We start from the raw sequence: 17377 nt of genomic DNA on the forward strand, positions 1-17377 counted from the left end.
GCAGCGGCCTCGTTGGTTGATGCGGTGGTGCGGGCACCACCGCTCAGGCGGGCTTACTCAGCCAGCTTGTAGGCGATGATGTAGTCGCCCATGCGGGTGCCCAGCGAGCCATGGCCGCCGGCGGTCACCAGCACGTACTGCTTGCCGTCCTTGCCGGTGTAGGTCATCGGCGTGGCCTGGCCGCCTGCCGGCAGGCGGCCTTTCCACAGCTCCTGGCCGTTCTTCACGTCATAGGCGCGCAGGTACTGGTCCAGGGTGCCGCTGAGGAAGCCGACGCCACTAGCGGTGACGATCGAGCCGCCCATGCTCGGTACGCCCACCGGCATGCCGATCGGTACCGGGGTGCTGTCACGGGTGGTGCCGTTCTTGTGCTTCCACACCACCTTGTTGGTGAACAGATCAATGGCCGCCACATAGCCCCAGGCCGGCGCCTGGCACGGGATGCCGATCGGCGACATGAACGGGTGCATGGTCACCGCGTACGGCGCGCCAGCGTTTGGCTGCACACCGCTGGTCTCGCTTTCGCGCTTGCTGCCTTCGGCCACCTGTTCGCGGGGGATCATCTTCGACACGAACGCCATGTAGTTCGGCGAGGTGAAGAGGATCTGGCGCACCGGGTCGACCGACACGCTGCCCCAATTGAACACACCGACGTTACCCGGGTAGACCAGGCTGCCCTGCTCGGACGGCGGGGTGTACTGGCCTTCGTAGCGCAGGCCGCGGAACTGGATGCGGCAGAGCATCTGGTCGAACGGCGTGGCGCCCCACATGGCCTGTTCGGTCAGTTCAGGGCCGAGCAGGTTGAGGTCGGAGCGGGCCTGGGTTGGTGCGGTGTGGTCGCCTTTCACGGCGCCTTGCGGTACCGGGATCTCGCGGATCGGCACGATCGGCGTGCCGTCGCGGCGGTCGAGCACGTACAGGCTGCCCTGCTTGGTCGGCACGATGACCGCCGGCTTGACGCCGTCATCGGTCTTCAGGTGGACCAGGGTGGGCTGGCTGCCGACGTCCATGTCCCACAGGTCGTGGTGGGTGAACTGGTAGTTCCAGCGCGCCTTGCCGGTGGCCAGGTCCAGGGCGACGATGCCAGCGCTGTACTTCTCGGCGCCCGGGGTGCGGTCGGCGCCCCACTGGTCCGGGGTCTGGTTGCCCAGGGGCAGGTAGATCATGCCGAGGTCTTCATCGACGCTGGCGATCGACCACATGTTGGCCGAGTTGCGGCTGTACAGCTTGCCGTCGGCCAGGGGCTTGGTGTCGTCCGGGTTGTTGCTGTCCCAGTTCCACACCAGGTGGCCGTCGTGCACGTCGTAGGCGCGGATCACGCCGGACGGCTCGTTGGTCGACTCGTTGTCGGTGACGTGGCCACCGATGATCACCAGGCTGCGGGTGATCGCGGCCGGCGAAGTGGAGTAGTAGCCACCCGCGGTGAACGGGCCGATGCCGCGGGTCAGGTCGATCACGCCCTGGTTGGCGAAGCCCTCGCAGACCTTGCCGTTGTCGGCGTTGATGGCGATCAGGCGGGCGTCGGCGGTGGGCAGGTAGAGGCGGCGCGGGCAGGCCTGGGCCACGGCCTGGCCGGCATCGGACACCTTCGGAGCCGGGCTGCCGTCACGGCTGACGTAGCTGTTCTCGTCGTAGTACGAGACGCCGCGGCAGGTCATGTGGGCGAAGCCCTTGAAGGTGCCGGTAGGGCTCTTGACCTGCGGGTCGTAGCGCCAGATCTCGGCGCCGGTGTCCGGGTCCAGGGCCAGCAGCCGGCTGTGGGCGGTGCAGGCATAGAGCATGCCGTTGACCTTCAGCGGGGTGTTCTGGTTGGTCAGCTCCACCGGGTCGTTTTCGGTCGGCAGGTCGCCGGTGCGGATGCGCCAGGCTTCTTCCAGGCGGTAGGCGTTCTGCGGGGTGATCTGGCGCAGCGGCGAATAGCGGTCGCCGTGCTCGGTGCGGCCATAGGCCTGCCATTCACCGTCCGGCATGGCTGGCGCGGCGCTGCCCATCTCGCTGTCGTCACGGCTGAATGCGCCTTGGATTTCGCCGGGGTGGGTGAACTGGCTGGCGATCGCGGTCGCGCCGGAAGTCAGCACGGCCACGCTGAGCAGGGCGGTGTTGATTTTCGACGCCGGGCCTTGCAGCGGGCGACGGGCCCACGGCAATAGCAGGACCACGCCGATGGCGAACCAGATGGCCAGGCGCGGCACCAGTTGCCACCAGTCCAGGCCCACTTCCCACAGCGCCCACACGGTGCTGCCCAGCAGCACCAGGCCATACAGGCCCAGGGCGATGCGGCGCTTGGCCAGCAGCAGGATGCCGGATAGGGCGAAGCCGATCCCGGCGATCAGGTAGTAAAGCGAACCGCCCAGCTGGCTCAGCTTGATGCCGCCGGCCAGCAGGGCAAGCCCCATCAGCAACAGCAGCACGCCCATCAGGCGCGGTAGCCAGCGGGTTCCATTCTTGGCACCGTCAGTGCTCATCGTATGTTCTCCGTAGTGTGGAAGGGTCGGGTTAGAACGTGCTCTGGATCTTCAAACCACCGATCAGCGCGTCGTCGACGTGCGACACGCCGCCCGGGTGGCGGATGTACTGCAGGTTCGGGCGCACCGTGAGCCAGTCGGCCAGGTGGATGCCGTAGTAGAGTTCGGCGCTGTACTCGGTGTCCTGCACGGGCAGGAAGCCGGGGTTGTCGTAGTCGTCCAGGCCGTTGGCCTGGTTGATGAGGCGGGCGTTCTTGCGGTAGCCGGGGTTGACGTGCACGCGGGCCAGGGCGAAACCGATGTCGTCCTTGGCGCGGGCATCGAACGGCCCTTTGTAAACCACACCTGCCTGAACATAGTTGTCGATGGCATTGGTCTTCTTGTCGTGCACCGTGGCGTTGGCGAACAGGCTCAGGCCGCGCGACTGGTCCGTGGCCAGCGAGGTCACCTGCTGCTGGGCGCCCAACCACAGGCCGTGCTTGCTCGAGCTGCTGCGGTAGGCGGCGCCGCTGATGGCGGCCGGCGTGCCGTGGCTGTCCTTGAGTACATCCTGTGCCTTGGCATTACTGTAGTAGTAGCCGGCGCGATATTCCCCTTTCAGGCCATTGACCCGCGGGCTCCAGACCAGTTCGATCGGCATCACCGCGCCTTGGGTGCCGCTGCCGCTGAGCTTGAAGCCGTTGTTGCTTTCGAGGTTGGAGGGGTTCTGCTCGAACACGCCGACCTGGGCGTAGAGTTCGTCGTTCAGGTTGTAGCGCACGCGCAGTGCCCACTGGCTGACCGGCCAGTTGTACCAGATGCCGCCCACCCAGTTGCCCACCTGTGAGCCGCAGAAAGCCAGGTTCTGGAAGTCGCAGGGGAAGCTGTTGAAGTCCTCGCCCTCACCGAAACGGCCGAATTTCACGTCCAGCGCGCCGTCGAAGTACTTCTGCTTGATCCACATCTGGGTCAGCCGCCAGGTTTCGCCTCGCCCCCAGACTTCCTGGGCCGAGGTGAAGCCGCCGACGCGCGGGTCGTTGATGCGGTCGTTGCTGATGTTGTCGCCATGACGCTCGGTGACGGTCAGCTGGAACTCGGTGTCCTGCCAGCCAAGGATCTTTTGCAGGTCCATGTTCACACCAAAGGTGAACTGGTCGCTGTAGCGCGCGGCGCGGTCATGGCTGTAGCCGCCGTGCAGGTTGCTGCCCATCTCGCCGGTGTAGCCGAGGGTGAAGTCGTAGCCTTTCTCCAGCAGTTCACTGCGGGTGCCACCCCAGTCACCGAGCATCCAGGGGGAATCCTTGGCGAACATTTCGCTGGCGCTGGTGGTGGGGGAGGAGAGGCTGCCGAGCAGGGTGGCGAGGGCGAGGCCAGAGTAGCGGGTCTTGGGCAGTTGGAACATGAGATAGCGCTATCTTTTGATTGTTGAAGAAACGGCAAGCGCAACGAAGCGCGGGTCTTCGAGGGGAATTGGCTGCGAAGGATATGCAGTGAAGCGATTCAGCTTGCGGCGGGGAGGATATAGGGGAAGTTGTAAGAAAAAAAGACAAAATGTCGCAGGGGATTGTTGCTCCTGCAGTAACAGTCGTCGGCACGTCGGGCAAGGACCGCCATCTCAGGTCAGCCCTTGCCGTTCCAGCTGTCACTGGCCGCGCCTGCGCTTCGCTCGGCCAATCACATCCTTCAAGGTGTCGTTCTCATCCTCTGTTACCCGGAACCAGGGGTAGATCTGCTCGCGCCATTCGTAATTCACCCATTCGCCGTCAACCTCTTCGCCGGAGGCCCGCACCACCTTGCATTCTCGACCCAAAGCATCGTAGACGTGGGTATCGGCGTAGATCCCCGCGCGTGCACTGTCATCGCTCACCCAATGCCAGTCGTCCAGGTAGAAGGGTAGCCAGACACGCACGGGTTGGCCCTTGTTGTCGAATTCCGTCTTGCCGGTCACTGCCCAGCGCACGTCTACATCGTCTTCTTTTGCCGTGCCATCCGGTTTGGTTACAAGTCCACCTGTTTCCGCGTCGTGGAAGAATGCTTTCCCTGGAGGGTTGAGAATGGCCGTCTGCAGTACTTGCCCACCGCCGTTCAGCATCACGCGCACCCGTACCTGTTGTTGTTCATCGCTGTCGTAGCGGTCGGTCTGGATCTGAATGACATGGGGTGGCGCACGGCCTTCCATCGTTGGCTGCGCGACAATGCCATCGCGTTGCAGGCGCTTGGCGTCGCGTTCCCATTCCCGTTCGCTGCAGCGCTGACCGGAGTTGGAGCCGTCGGCTAGCAGCTTCAGGGGCATCCAACTGTCGGCGATGACCGTAAACGCCTGTGCCACGGGTACGTTCTTGGTGACGTTCAACGCCACGGCCTCTTCGACGGTGAGCGGCGGAGTGAATAACTTGTCCTTGTCGTAGCCGACATGCTCCGGTTTACCAGCCTCCGTACCATAAAAGCGCGTATGCAGGACCCGCCCCAACGAATCCAATGTCACCTTGCTGGTGTTGTCGTTGGCATCGAAGATTTCGATGGGGGTCAGGAACCGCCAGTCGTAGGCCTTCACTTCACTGGTCAGGCCCGCCGCGTCGGTCACCTTTTTCACGGCAATGTCATACGCGGTGTATTCCAGATGACTGGGGCCGGTGAGGGTGCTTTCCTGCACGGTTTCCGGCAGCCAGAAACGGGTCTCGCCGTGGTAGGTGGTGATGCCGTGATGCCCGGCATAGGCCCCCTCGATCGCAGGTTCGAACGGGATACCGGGTGCGCCCAGGCCATCAGGGTCGTGCGGGTCATCCAGCTCCAGTGCATCCGCCGGGCGGCTCATCGCGATATAGCCACCTCGTTTGAGCACCTCCTCCAGTGACTCCTCCTGCACCCGGTTGTCGAGCAGTACCTGAACATTCTTCAGCCATGTCCGAGCGTGGGGCGGCAAGGTGGGGTCGCGGTCAACCGCTTGGCAACCGGCCAAGGTACAGCGCCAGAACACTTCCTTGGTCATCGTGCTGGCCAGCGCGCGGTAGAGCGTATTCATGTCATCGCTATCCGCGCCCGCCAGCTCGGCAAACCAGAGCATCACGTCCGCCAGTGCGGCATCTGGTACGCGGTTCTGCTTGTACAGCGCATCCTGCAAGCCCTCTGGCAGTCCGGCGGGGTCGGCGGCCATCAGCAGCAGGCTCAACTCCTCTACGGAGATGATTTGCTTCAAGGCACTGCGCAGCACCTGGCAGGCTGCCGTGTCCAGCGGGCTGTCCTGTATCAGGTGGGTCATCAGTACCGCATAGAGTACGTGCGCATCGGGTGTCGGCAGGCGCTTGTGCACGCGGGTCAGCACGGCTGGGTCGGCCTGCGGGCGGCCCAGTGCATCCAAGACCAGCTGTTGCAGGGTAAGTCCGAATGTGGGCTCCAGAGCCTCGAGCGAGGCTTTGTCCAACATCGCCGTGCGGGTATAGGCCACCAGCGCCGGAATCGATGGGGTATCGGATGCACCGCTGCCGTCGGCCTTCCGCCAGAGGACTTTCTGGTAGCCGGTCAGCGTGAAGCTGTCGGGGTATGTCGATGGCAGGTTGGGCCAATTCTCAATCGAGTATCCACCCTTTGGAATTCCGTCACTGGGGACAAGCACGGCATCCGAGCGGGTCGAGCCTGGAAGTCCGATCGCCCAGTTACCGTTTTCCGTCAGGTTGTGCACGGTTGCGCGGGCAAGGTTTATCCAGCAGTCGTACTGCTGGTCATCGCAACTGGCGGTGATCAACCCCTCGGGCAGTGCTTCCGGGTAGATGCGCCGCGCCGTATCTTCCTCTTCCAGCTCGGCGGGAGACAGCAGCCGAGGGTAGTTGATGGTTGCACTTTCCAGAACATTACCGTATTCGTCCTGTTCAAGGACGATGGCTTGATTCACCACGGGGTCTTGGGTGATGCGTTCGCAGGCGAAGGTCAATACTTCCACGGGGGTTACCAAGGCCGCCGGGCGCTCGGCATCGAGGGTGTCGTGCATGCGCACTTGAAGGCGATTGGTGACAACGCTGTAGGGCTTGCCGGCCCGCTCGCTGCCGTCCTCACCATACACTTCGATGCGCCGCACTTGGCCACGCACGGCACGATACAACCAAGGGCGCAATGTAGGCGTTGGCTCCAAGGGCTCTTCGCTGCCACCGGTCCAATGGCTGAAGCGAACCAACGCTTGAGGGAAGTGTGCGTCCATATCGACAAAGGCATCTTCCGCGACCAGGTCGCGTGCCTCGATCCCGGTATGGAACCAGGTACAGGTGCGGCTTGGCGGAGACAGGTCTGCCGCCGCCAGTTCGGCCCGCTCATTGGTATCGCGCTGGGTCAACCGCGAGAAACCGGCAAATTCGCGCTCTTGAGCATCCCATACACCTCCGAGGTAGGTGGTCTCGCTACCAAGGCTGAGCCCCGTGATTTCGTTGATTGTCGTTACCCGGCTGACCGTGTGCACGGGGAAGGGCAGATAGCTCACCGGCACTCTACCGGTGCGGGCGAGCACGTCGGCCTTATGGTCGAGCCAGGCCTGCGCCGAGCTTCGGTATTCCAGGTGGGTGGAGCTGCCGGCATTGTCGGATACCTTGGTCAGCAGCCAGGGACGATGGTCGTTGAAGTGGTACAGCCAGCTTCGCGGTCCGTTATCTTCGCCTGCGTGCGGTATGGTCAGCAGGAGGTCGGCGGTACCCTGCCCACGAATGTCCGCGACCTGCAGTTGGCAGGTGGCATCCAGTTTCCTACCCGGGGGGGCGGGAATGGGAGCACCCTCGACGTACTGGTTGCCACATTGGCTGACGAATACCTTGATATCGTCCGGTGTCATATACAGGATATCCGTGGTGCCTGAACCGTCGGTATCGGCCAGGAAGACCCTCGATGCCTCGAACTTCTCGATTTTAAAACCGCCAATCTTTACCCCGTCATCAAATCTGCCACCGCCTAGCGATGGCCACAGGGTTACGCCGTCGCCCGTGATCCTCACCAAATGCTGCTGGCCACTGCCTGCGGGGTCGGCGAAGGCGACCAGCTGATTCTCAGAGAATTCCAGCGACGGTAAGGGTTCACTGCCTTGATAATTTTTGATCAGCGGGGGCTTCCAGCCTTTGGTGCCGTTTGCCGGGTACACTCGAACGGACTTGGGGCCCAGCGCTCTCAGCAGGACGACGTCGTCCTGGCTGTTGCCGGTGAGGTCTGCCAGGCGCGCCTGCGGATGCGCATACTCCACTGGCAGCCCCGCCAGGGGTACCAGCGTGCCCCAGGTACCGTCCGGCGCCAGGGTGAAGCTGCCTTGCAGAGCGCTCGTGATGACCAGCCATTCCGGTTGGCCATCGCTGTTCAGGTCGACCAAGGTGCCATCGGTGCCTTCAAGGGGAAACGCCAGCGGCACGGCCTTGCCCCAGGTGACCAGGTCGCTCCCGGCGGGATCGTCCAGGCGTTTTGGTTCCCGGTAGTGCCAGGCACCGTTGTCGAGGTACAGCATGCCGGGAATGCCTTCGCCATACAGGTCAGCCATCTGCCAGTTGGGTTGCCAGAAACCGTCCAGGGCCGGCAGGGGATCCCAGTCGCTGGCCTTCACTTCGTTTGCCTTCCGATCCCCGATTTCTCGGCCTGGACGGGTCATCCAGAACTCAAGGGGCGGCATGCGCAAACGTGGATCGTGGGTGATCTGTTCAACGGACTCGAGGAGGCTGGTCACCGAGCTGCTGTCATGGCGCAGGTGGTGGTGGGCTACCCATTCCGGTGTCGCGTCGGTGCCGCCATTCAAGAGCCCAGTGCGGCGCCAGAGCAGTACATCCCGGCACAGGCGGCGCAGACGTACGTTGAAGCCATAACGCCAGAATGAGTGGCGATCCTTGCGAACTTTCCATTCGATCTTCTGGCCGTTCTCCCGTGGAGGGGGCGGTGGCTTGTCCGGGCCGGTTTCGAATTCGCCGTAATAGAATTGTGCGAACTCCAGGAACTCGTTTTCATCGAAGGCGTCCGCTGGAATCAGCAGTGTCTTCGAGTATTTGACATACCTGGCGTAGACCGAATCCGGATAGACATTGGCAACCTTCGGATGAGCTTGTATTTCCTCCGGGTCGCAGTCTTCTTCATCCTCATTGCGGTAAAGGTACACAAGATGGTCGTCGCTATTGAAGGACAGAGTCTCTTCGATGTACCAGCCCGCGACACGCGTTGGCGTAGATTCGCTTGGATTGGTTTCCTGCAGGCGGGCCGACGGCGACCAACCATAAAGCGACAGGCTGTTGTCAGGCAAAGCATGCAGCCAGAAACCAGGATGATTCCCATCGGACTTAGGTACCCAGTGCTCCAGGCGTTCTGCCTTGCTGAAGGTACGCGTGCGCCATGAGGTGCCGCTGTACTCACCTGCAATGCCGGAACGTTTGAGCAGATCGTCGTCGACTGCTTCACCGTCCTTCAGTATTTCCTCACCCGATGGCCCCACCATGCGGTCATTGCCGAGGTAATCGGGGAATCCGAATCGGGTCATCACGAATACCGCCGGCAACGGGCATTCCCAGCCTGCGCCGAACGCACTGTTGCCACCGCCGGAGGAGTACTGCAGCGTCAACGTGGCCGACAGGCTTCGCCCGGCAGGGGAGGGTAACGGCAGTTGCCAGCCGGCGCTGCCATCGGGGCCGCCGGCAGACAACATGCCGCCGCCCACCGAGACCGTGCCGCCGCCTTTGGGGAGCCGAGCCTGATTGAGTAAGTTGTCACTGTTTTTCTCTGGAACCGAAGCAGATTGTTCAGGCACAGGGCACCTCCAAGGCAATGGCATCCAGAAGACGACGTTGCCTGGATTCTAGGGAGCGGCCCGGATTTGCAAAACTGGCAGAAATGCCAGGTGAGTCCTCTGTGATTGCGTGCTAGCCCCCGTAGGAGCCGGCTTGCCGGCGAACACCGGCACAGCCGGTGCCATGCAGCGCGTTGCCTGTATTCGCCGGCAAGCTGGCTCCTACCGGTCAGAACGTCGTGCGCAAGCCCACCTCGACACTGCGCCCCGGCGCCGGTGCGATATCCCGCAGGATAGAGCTGGCATAGCGCACCGTCTGGTCCGTCAGATTCTCCCCGCGCACGAACGCCAGCCACTGGCTCTGCCCAATGTCGAAGCGGTAGCCGACGCTGGCGCCCAGGGTGGTGTAGCCCTCGGTGCTGGTTTCGTTGGCCGGCTTGCGGTGCTGCGCCGAGGCATGCTGCACGTCGACCCGCGCCTGCCAGCGATCCAGCTCCCACACCAGCCCGCTGTTCAGGCGCAGCGGCGCGATGCGTGGCAGCGGCTCGCCGCTGTCGAGGTTCTTGGCCCGGGTGTAGTCGCCGGACAGTTCCAGGGCGAAGCTGCCATAGCGGTTCTCCAGCAGTTGCCAGCGATCCTGGGCCTCGATGCCATAGAAGCGCGCACGCACGCCCTGGTAGGCATATTCGGGGAACTCGCCGTGGTCGTGGCCATGATCATGGTCGTGATCATGGTCCTCATCGCCATGGTCGTGGTCATGGCCGCCACGCAGGTTGCCGGTGCCGATCAAGCCGATGTAGTTGCGGAAGTGGCTGTAGAACACACCGACGCTGCCCTTGTGGGTGCCATTGTCGAAGCGCAGGGCCAAGTCGCCGGAGATCGCCTTCTCCTTGTTCAGGTTCGGGTCGCCCACTTCGTAGGCGCCGGTGGCCACGTGGGCACCGTTGGCGTACAGCTCGTAGAAGGTCGGTGCGCGTTCGGTGTAGCCCAGGTTGGCCGCCAGTGCCCACACCGAATCGAGTTGGTACACCGCGCCGGAGGAGAGGCTGAAGGCATTGAAGCTGCTGGCGCTGTCGGCATCGGCGAAGGTTTCGTTGCCCTTGGCGTCCGGGTCGATGCGGGTGTGTTCCAGGCGCGCGCCCAGGCTCAGGTTCAGGCGCTCGGTGGCCTGCCATTGCTCGAGCAGGAACAGCGCCAGGCTGTCGGTGTCGGTGTACGGGACGAACGCTTCCTCACCCAGGGCGGAGAACTCGTTGCGGCTGACCTGGGCGCCGATCACGCCCTCGACCGGGCCAAGCGGCTGGTGGCGGGCCTCGATGCGCGCTTCGTAGCCCTTGTTCTTGAAGGTGGTGTGCACCTCGCCGCTCTCGATTTCGCGGTGCTGGTAGTCGGTGTAGCCGGCATCGACCTTGACCGAGCTGAAGGGGCCGTCGAGGTCGCGCAGTTCGGAGGCGAAGCCGTAGTGGTCCTGCTGCATGTCCAGGCGCACACCGGGTTCGGCCACCGAGCCGTAGTTGCTGTCGTAGCGGCTGTAGGACAGGCCGGTGTAGCCATGCTCCCAATGGTAGGAACCACCGATCGCGCCACCGTCCTGGCGCCCGTCGCTGTTCTCCAGGCGGTGCTTGCTGCCGGGTTCGTCGGCGTCGCGCACCTTCGCGCTGCGGGCGTAGCCGGGGATGCGCAGGTCGTTGAACTGGCGGCTGTTGGCATCCAGGTGCAAAGCGAACGCGCCGTTGCCGGCTTCCAGCTTGCCAGCGCTGCTGCGGGTGGTATCGGCGCCGCCGTAGCGCAGCTCTCCCGCGCCGTGGATACCGTCGATGGGCGAATCAGGGATGCGGTTGTCGAAGGTGTTCACCACGCCGCCGATGGCATTGCCACCGTAGAGCAGGGCGGCCGGGCCACGGACGATCTCGACCCGCTCGACGTTCACCGGGTCCAGCGGCACGGCATGGTCGTAGGAGAGCGATGAGGCATCGAGCGCGCCCACGCCGTTGCGCAGAATGCGGATGCGGTCGCCGTCCAGGCCGCGGATCACTGGGCGGCTGGCACCGGGCCCGAACCAGGTGGAAGCGACGCCGGGTTGCTTGTTGAGGGTCTCGCCGAGGCTGCCGTGCTGCTGTTGCAGCAGGGCGTCGCCTTCGAGGACGGTGCTCGGGGCGGCCAGCTGGGTGCTGCCCAGCGGGTTGGCGGTGATGACCTGGGGTTGCAGTTCGACGGCCTGGCTGGACGTGGAAGCCAGCCAGAGCGCAGCGGCGAGGGGGGAGAGGCGCAGGGGGGAGCACAGCATGGGGAGTGACGTTCCTTGGCAGATAACGTTGTTGTTACTTTATAACGTATCTATTTCAGCATAATGCTTTCCGTGGCCGCCAGTCATTTTCACCTGTAGGAGCGGATTTATCCGCGATGCGTTCACCGATGCACTGAGCAGGCGGCACGATCGAGCGCCGCTCGCGCGGCGTATCGCGGATGAATCCGCTCCTACACTTGTGTAATGTGCGCACCTTCCCGAACCTGGAGCATTGGCATGAGCACGGCCCAACACAACGCGCTGCACGGCAAGACCCTGGAGCAGATCCTCACCGAGCTGGTGGCGCACTACCAATGGCAGGGCCTGGCCGAGCGCATCGACATCCGTTGCTTCAAGAGCGACCCGACCATCAAGTCGAGCCTGACCTTCCTGCGCAAGACGCCCTGGGCGCGGGAGAAGGTCGAGCAGCTGTATGTGAAGCTGCAGCGCAAAGGCTGATGCCGCGCCGCCCCTGGTTGACGCTGGCGGCTGTCCTGGGCTGGACGGGGCTGACGATCCAGCTGTACCTGGTGCTGGTGGCGCGTTGGCAGGAACAGGCCAGCCTGGTGGGCGGGCTGGTCAACCTGTTCTGCTATTTCACCGTGCTCAGCAACACGCTGGTGGCCACGGTATTGAGTTATGCCGCGTTTGGCCGTGAGTCGGTGGCCAGGCGGTTTTTCCTCTCGGCACCGGTCAGCTCATGCGTGGCCGCCAGCATCGTCTTGGTGGCGCTGGCCTACAGCCTGCTGCTACGGCATTTGTGGCAACCCCAGGGCTGGCAGTGGCTGGCGGACGAACTGCTGCACGATGTGATGCCGGTGCTGTTTGCCTTGTACTGGTGGTGCGAGGTGCCCAAGGGGCGATTGCGGTTGTGGCACCTGGCGGCCTGGGCGTTGTATCCGGCGTTGTACTTCGGGTTCGTCTTGCTGCGTGGCCATGAGATCGGGGTGTATCCGTACCCGTTCGTCGATGTGGCGCGGCTGGGGTATGGGCAGGTGCTGCTCAATGCCCTGGCGGTGCTGGCGGGATTCTGGGGGATCGGGCTGGTGTTGTTGGGGCTGGATCGCTGGCGGCGCATCGATCACCTGTAGGAGCCAGCTTGCTGGCGAACCGCTGCAACCGCGATGTCTGGTTCGCCAGCAAGCTGGCTCCTACAGGTGGGCGAGGTATTTACTCGTCGTCGGCGGTGCCATCCGCTCGCCAGTAAGCGGCGGCCTTGAGGGCATCCTCCGGCACGCCTTTCTCCAGCAGCAATGCCTTGGCCTGGCGGGTCAGCGCCTTCTCCAGCGCCACCCAGCCATACAAGCGGCCTTGTGGCAGCGCCAGGTGGCGCACCCGTTCCAGCAAATCCTCCTCGTGCCGGCGCACCCAGATCACTTCGACCTGTGACTTGCTCGCCAGCGGCTGGCGTTCCTGCTCGTCCTCGATCTGGATCACCGCCAGCACCTGGCGGCCGGTCGGCAATTCTTCCAGGCGCCGGGCTATCGCCGGGATCGCCGTTTCATCACCGATCAACAGGTAGCTGTCGAAGATGTCCGGCACCACCATCGAGGCACGTGGGCCGGCGATATCCAGGGTTTGTCCAGGTGCCGCCTGGGCCGCCCAGGTGGAGGCGGGGCCGTCGCCATGCAGGACGAAATCGATGTCCAGTTCGTTGCCCGTCAGGTCGATACGCCGTGGCGTGTACTCGCGCATGGTCGGCCGGGCACCGCCGTCGCGGCCAAGGTTGCGGGCGTCGATGGCCTGCTGCTCTTCAGGCGTGGTGGCGAACAACAGCTTGATGTGGTCGTCGCTGCCGACGCTGGTGAAGCCCGCCAGCTCCGGCCCACCGAGGGTGATCCGGCGCATGCGCGGGGTGAGGTCGGTGACCCGCAGCACCTGCAGGCGGCGCTGGCGGATCTCGTGGTTGACGCGGTGGATGGTGTCGCTCATGGGGTGTTCTCCGTAACGGTCGCGGCCGGCCCGGAGGCGATGGCCTTGGCGGTGTCGTTGAGCAGGGTGCGGACCCGCTCGATCTCTTCGGGCGTCCAGCGGCCGCTGTGCATGTGCAGGGCGTGGCGCAGGTTGCCCACGGCTTCGTGGATTTCCGGCGGACGGTCATGGCCGCGCAGGGCGCGTTTGCTGACTTCGATGCGCATGCGCACGCCGTCGAGGGCCACGGCCTGCTCGGCGAGGGCCGCGCGGCCGGCGTCGGTGATGGCGTAGAGGCGCTTGCTGCCCTGGATCTGGCCGGTGACCAGCTCGGCTTCCTCGAGGTAGCTGAGGGTTGGGTAGATCACCCCGGGGCTGGGGCTGTAGCTGCCGTCGAACAGGCTTTCGATCTGGCGGATCAGGTCGTAGCCGTGGCCGGGCTGGTCGGCCAGCATCGACAGCATCAGCAGTTTCAGGTCGCCGGGGGCGAATACCCGCGGGCCGCGCTCGCCCCGGCCGGGGCGGCGTTCGAAGGGATCATGGGGGGCGTGGTCGCGCATGATGTTGGGGCTCTGTCCGTTTCGATATATCGCAAGATATTACTCAAGATATATCTAAAGACAAGCCCTGAAATGCGGATGATTATCATCTAAAAAACTGTTCGATCTATGCTGCCGGGTCGCCCCCCTGTAGGAGCCAGCTTTGCTGGCGAACCGAACCCCACCGTATTCCAAGGCATGCAACGTTTCGCCAGCAAGTCGGCCCCCACAGGGGCATGGCTCAAGGCTGTGCCGCTGCCACCTGCGGAGCCTTGCAGGCATTGGGGTTGCCGGGCTCCAGGTAAGGCATGAGGATCGGCGCCATGCCTTTGAGCACCTGTACCGGCAGTGCCGAGGTGAAGGTGAAGGCCTCGGCTGTACGGCCTGGAACAAAGGCGGTGAGGGTGCCGAAATGGTTGTCGCCCAGGTAGAACACGAAGGTCGCGGTGCGGTTCAGCGAGCGCGAACCGATCAGCCGACCACCGGCGCCGAAGCTCTCGATGCGGTTGTCGCCGGTACCAGTCTTGCCGCCCATCACCAACGGCGTGCCGTCGTGCAGCTTGAAACTGCCGGAGATGCGTCGCGCGGTACCGGCGTCGACCACTTGCGACATGGCGCCCTTGAGCGCCCGGGCGACTTCGACCGGAAGAATCCGCTGGCCACGGTCCGGGTCACTGATCAGCTGGGTTTCATACGGGGTGTCCTGGGCGAAGTGCAGGGTGTCGATGCGCAGCGTCGGCAAGCGCACGCCGTCGTTCTGGATGATCCCGACCAGCTCGGACAGCGCGGCGGGGCGGTCGCCGGAGCTGCCGATGGCAGTGGCCAGCGACGGCACCAGGTGATCGAACGGGTAGCCCACGCGCTTCCAGCGCTGGTGGATGTCGGTGAACGCCTCGATCTCGACCATGGTGCGGATACGGCTGTCGCGGGCGCCCTGGTGGCGGCTCTTGAACAGCCAGCTGTAAACCTCCTGGCGCTCGAAGCGGCTGGCGTTGAGGGTGTCCTTGAGCGAGGCGCCGGGGTTCTTCAGCAGGTAGCCGAGCATCCACAGGTCCAGTGGATGCACCTTGGCGATATAGCCCTGGTCGGGCAGGTCGTACTTGCCCGGGCCGTAGGCTTCGTACATCTCCACCAGGCGGCTGTCGGTAAGCTTGGCCATGGCGAGCTTGTCGCCCTTGCTGTGGGCGCGCACGAAGGCGTTGAAGGTCTCTTGCCCGGCTTCGGGGAACAGGTAGCGGTGCACGGCGGCCAGACGCTGCGGGGTGACCCGCAGGCTGTCGAGGAAGGTGTCCAGGCGTTGCTGCGAGGTCTTGCGCTGGTACTTCTTCCAGAACCGCATCATGTAGTTGGTGCCTTCGCGATCGGCGAAACGGGCCAGGTACTCCTGGCGCCGCGGGTCGCTGTCATCCCTGAGCAGCGGTTCGCGGTTGAATGGCTGCTGGTAGGTGACATAGCGCACCAGGTCACGCATCAGGCGGATGAAGGGCAGGTTGATCGATTCGCGCAGGGCATCCTTGAGGGTCGGGTTGCGGTTGTTGTCTTCCTTGCGGAAGTTGTTGAACACATGCATGCCACCGCCAGTGAAGAAGGCCTCGCCGGTATTGGCCGAGTACTTGCGCTCAAGCGCCGCGTCGAGCATGGCGTCCAGGCTCTGGTTCTTGCTGTTCTGCATCAGCCATTCCAGCGACCACTGGGTGATGCGGTCGAGTTCGGCCACCGGCACTTTCTTCAATTCGGCGGCGGGCTTGCCAGCGTACTTGTCGTGCAGCTCGGCGATGATCTCCAGGTAGGTGGTGAGCACCCGCAGCTTGGCGGTGGAGCCCAGCTCCAGCTTGCTGCCTTCGTTGATGTCGAAGGGCTGGTTGGTGCTGTCGGTCTGCACCCTTACCCGCGAGCCATCGGCGGTGCGCTCGAACAGGGTGAAGCTGTAGCTCACCTGGTCGGTGGTCTTGCTGGTCAGCAGGCGTTCGCCGATCAGGCCCATCTGCGCGGCGAAGGCCGGGTCGGCGAGGTTCTTCAGGTACTGGCTGACCTGCACGTTCAGGTCGGCCTGCAGCGTGCTGGTGGCTGACAGGTCGAGGCGGTCGAGGTCGTACAGCGGGCGGTTGAGCATGGCCGCCATGCGGTTGCGCGCCAGGCTGATGCCCTTGTTGGTGATGATCGGCACGATGGTCGGCTGGGCCACCCAGTCGCGATAGATCGCCTTGCTGACCAATGCCGCGTCGGCCAGGGGGCGGTCGATGATGCCGTTGGCGGCCAGTACGCGGATGTGCGAGTCGGTGAGTTCGGCCAGCTCGACTCGGCCCTTGGACAAGTAATGCGAGGGTCGGCGCTGGGCGATCATCAGCGACAGCACCTGGCGCAGGGCCAGGCCACGCTCGGCCATGCTCTTCTCATCGGTGGTGGTCGACACGAGCGCCTGGTTGACCTGGTCGAAGTCGGCGCCGTACCACACCCGCAACCCCTCGGCCATGCCGTGCACCTCGCCATGCCCGGGCACCGCCGACAGCGGCACGCTGTTGAGGTAGTCACGCACGATGCGCTCGCGCGCCTCGGTGGTGTCCGGCCCGCCCTGGTAGGCGCGCACGCTGGCGGAGATCATCTGGCGGATCTTCTCGGCACCGGACACGGTCAGCCCGTCGGGCGAGTGGCGGTATTTTTCCAGTTGCGTCGCCAGGGTGCTGCCACCGGCCGACTGGCCGGGCAGGGCCAGGTACTTGGCTACCTGGCTGTAGGCGGCCTTGGCGAAGCGTGGCCAGTCCACCGCCGGGTTGTTCTGCGGGTCCTTCGGGTCGAGCAGCTCGCGGTTCTCGATGAACAGCAGGCTGTTGACCATCACCGGCGGGATCGCGGCGAAGTTCGGGTACAGGTGCTGGGGGTAGTTGTACTGGTAGAGCATGTCGCCACGGCAGTCGGTGATCGACAGGCCGGCCTGGATCTTCTCCACGTAGGGCACGAACAGCCCGTGATCGACATAGTTCATCAAGGCGGGTGAGAAGCGCACCTGCTGGTTGATCAGGTAGTCGCGCTTGAGCAGGCGCGGCAAGAACTCGCCCAGCGCGCTGTAGCCCAGGCGCTTGTCGAACGGGCCGTCGCCGGGGTAGACGATGGCGTCGCTGGGGCCGGGTTCGAGCTGGTAGGTGAGGGTGCTGGCCAGCTTGCTGAACTCGCGCGATTGCAGGCGCGAGGTCTGGATCTCATCCCAGGCGGCGAAGCCCACGGCCACCATGGCCACGATCAGGATGAGCAGGATCAGCCGCCACCACAGGCGGCGCTGGCGGGGGGATTTTTGCAAAGGGGCTTCAGCCTGGGGTGCCTTGGGTGCTTCCGTTCTGGTTGGTTCCGATTGCCACAGTGCGCCCATAGTCTTGAGTCCGGCCAGGTATTTTCGTCTTGCTTGTCTGAAGCTTAGACAATGGCCGGAGTTGGTGAAAAATTTGTAGGAAGCCTCGAAAAAGCAGTGCAG

General features: G+C 64.1%; 9 protein-coding genes. 2 read left to right on the forward strand and 7 right to left on the reverse strand.

Features of this window, described 5'->3' with window-relative positions; all coding sequences use genetic code 11:
* Positions 1-53 precede the first annotated feature (53 nt).
* The 4 genes from PSEEN_RS05435 to PSEEN_RS05450 all read right to left on the reverse strand — a co-directional run bounded on the left by PSEEN_RS05435 (position 54) and on the right by PSEEN_RS05450 (position 11461).
* Positions 54-2465 carry a glucose/quinate/shikimate family membrane-bound PQQ-dependent dehydrogenase gene (locus PSEEN_RS05435; RefSeq protein ID WP_011532486.1) on the reverse strand — a complete coding sequence of 804 codons (2412 nt, stop codon included), beginning with the start codon at positions 2463-2465 and terminating at the stop codon, positions 54-56.
* Positions 2466-2496: 31 nt separating this feature from the next.
* Positions 2497-3846: a carbohydrate porin gene (locus tag PSEEN_RS05440; RefSeq protein ID WP_011532487.1), complete on the reverse strand. Its 1350-nt coding sequence runs from the start codon at positions 3844-3846 to the stop codon at positions 2497-2499.
* 240 nt (positions 3847-4086) lie between these two features.
* Positions 4087-9195 carry a SpvB/TcaC N-terminal domain-containing protein gene (locus PSEEN_RS05445; RefSeq protein WP_162042912.1) on the reverse strand — a complete coding sequence of 1703 codons (5109 nt, stop codon included), beginning with the start codon at positions 9193-9195 and terminating at the stop codon, positions 4087-4089.
* Positions 9196-9403: 208 nt separating this feature from the next.
* Entirely contained in the window at positions 9404-11461 is a 2058-nt protein-coding gene (locus tag PSEEN_RS05450; protein ID WP_011532489.1) for a TonB-dependent receptor, read from the reverse strand.
* 237 nt (positions 11462-11698) lie between these two features.
* Here PSEEN_RS05450 and PSEEN_RS05455 point away from each other — a divergent pair, with 237 nt between their 5' ends.
* Together PSEEN_RS05455 and PSEEN_RS05460 are read left to right on the forward strand one after the other, a co-directional pair.
* Positions 11699-11920 (forward strand): VF530 family protein, encoded by a 222-nt coding sequence (locus PSEEN_RS05455; RefSeq protein WP_011532490.1) that lies wholly within the window; start codon positions 11699-11701, stop codon positions 11918-11920.
* Entirely contained in the window at positions 11920-12552 is a 633-nt protein-coding gene (locus PSEEN_RS05460; protein ID WP_011532491.1) for a Pr6Pr family membrane protein, read from the forward strand. Before PSEEN_RS05455 ends, PSEEN_RS05460 begins: the two co-directional genes overlap by 1 nt.
* Before the next feature lie 79 nt (positions 12553-12631).
* Here PSEEN_RS05460 and PSEEN_RS05465 read toward each other — a convergent pair whose 3' ends face one another.
* From PSEEN_RS05465 to PSEEN_RS05475, 3 genes are all read right to left on the reverse strand, one after another.
* On the reverse strand, positions 12632-13393 hold the full coding sequence (locus PSEEN_RS05465) for a siderophore-interacting protein (protein WP_011532492.1): 762 nt from the start codon (positions 13391-13393) through the stop codon (positions 12632-12634).
* Positions 13390-13932, reverse strand: a complete 543-nt coding sequence (locus PSEEN_RS05470) for a PadR family transcriptional regulator (protein WP_011532493.1) — start codon at positions 13930-13932, stop codon at positions 13390-13392. The genes PSEEN_RS05465 and PSEEN_RS05470 overlap by 4 nt, the downstream gene beginning before the upstream one ends.
* A gap of 220 nt (positions 13933-14152) precedes the next feature.
* Positions 14153-17275, reverse strand: a complete 3123-nt coding sequence (locus tag PSEEN_RS05475) for a transglycosylase domain-containing protein (protein WP_011532494.1) — start codon at positions 17273-17275, stop codon at positions 14153-14155.
* Positions 17276-17377: the final 102 nt, after the last annotated feature.

This window comes from Pseudomonas entomophila L48, assembly GCF_000026105.1.
Lineage (GTDB): Bacteria > Pseudomonadota > Gammaproteobacteria > Pseudomonadales > Pseudomonadaceae > Aquipseudomonas > Aquipseudomonas entomophila.

Excerpts from the sequence above, each read along its gene's own strand:
- PSEEN_RS05435 (WP_011532486.1), bottom strand. The coding sequence starts at position 2,465 with ATGAGCACTGACGGTGCCAAGAATGGAACCCGCTGGCTACCGCGCCTG.
- PSEEN_RS05440 (WP_011532487.1), bottom strand. The coding sequence starts at position 3,846 with ATGTTCCAACTGCCCAAGACCCGCTACTCTGGCCTCGCCCTCGCCACC.
- PSEEN_RS05450 (WP_011532489.1), bottom strand. The coding sequence starts at position 11,461 with ATGCTGTGCTCCCCCCTGCGCCTCTCCCCCCTCGCCGCTGCGCTCTGG.
- PSEEN_RS05455 (WP_011532490.1), top strand. The coding sequence starts at position 11,699 with ATGAGCACGGCCCAACACAACGCGCTGCACGGCAAGACCCTGGAGCAG.
- PSEEN_RS05465 (WP_011532492.1), bottom strand. The coding sequence starts at position 13,393 with ATGAGCGACACCATCCACCGCGTCAACCACGAGATCCGCCAGCGCCGC.
- PSEEN_RS05460 (WP_011532491.1), top strand. The coding sequence starts at position 11,920 with ATGCCGCGCCGCCCCTGGTTGACGCTGGCGGCTGTCCTGGGCTGGACG.
- PSEEN_RS05475 (WP_011532494.1), bottom strand. The coding sequence starts at position 17,275 with ATGGGCGCACTGTGGCAATCGGAACCAACCAGAACGGAAGCACCCAAG.
- PSEEN_RS05470 (WP_011532493.1), bottom strand. The coding sequence starts at position 13,932 with ATGCGCGACCACGCCCCCCATGATCCCTTCGAACGCCGCCCCGGCCGG.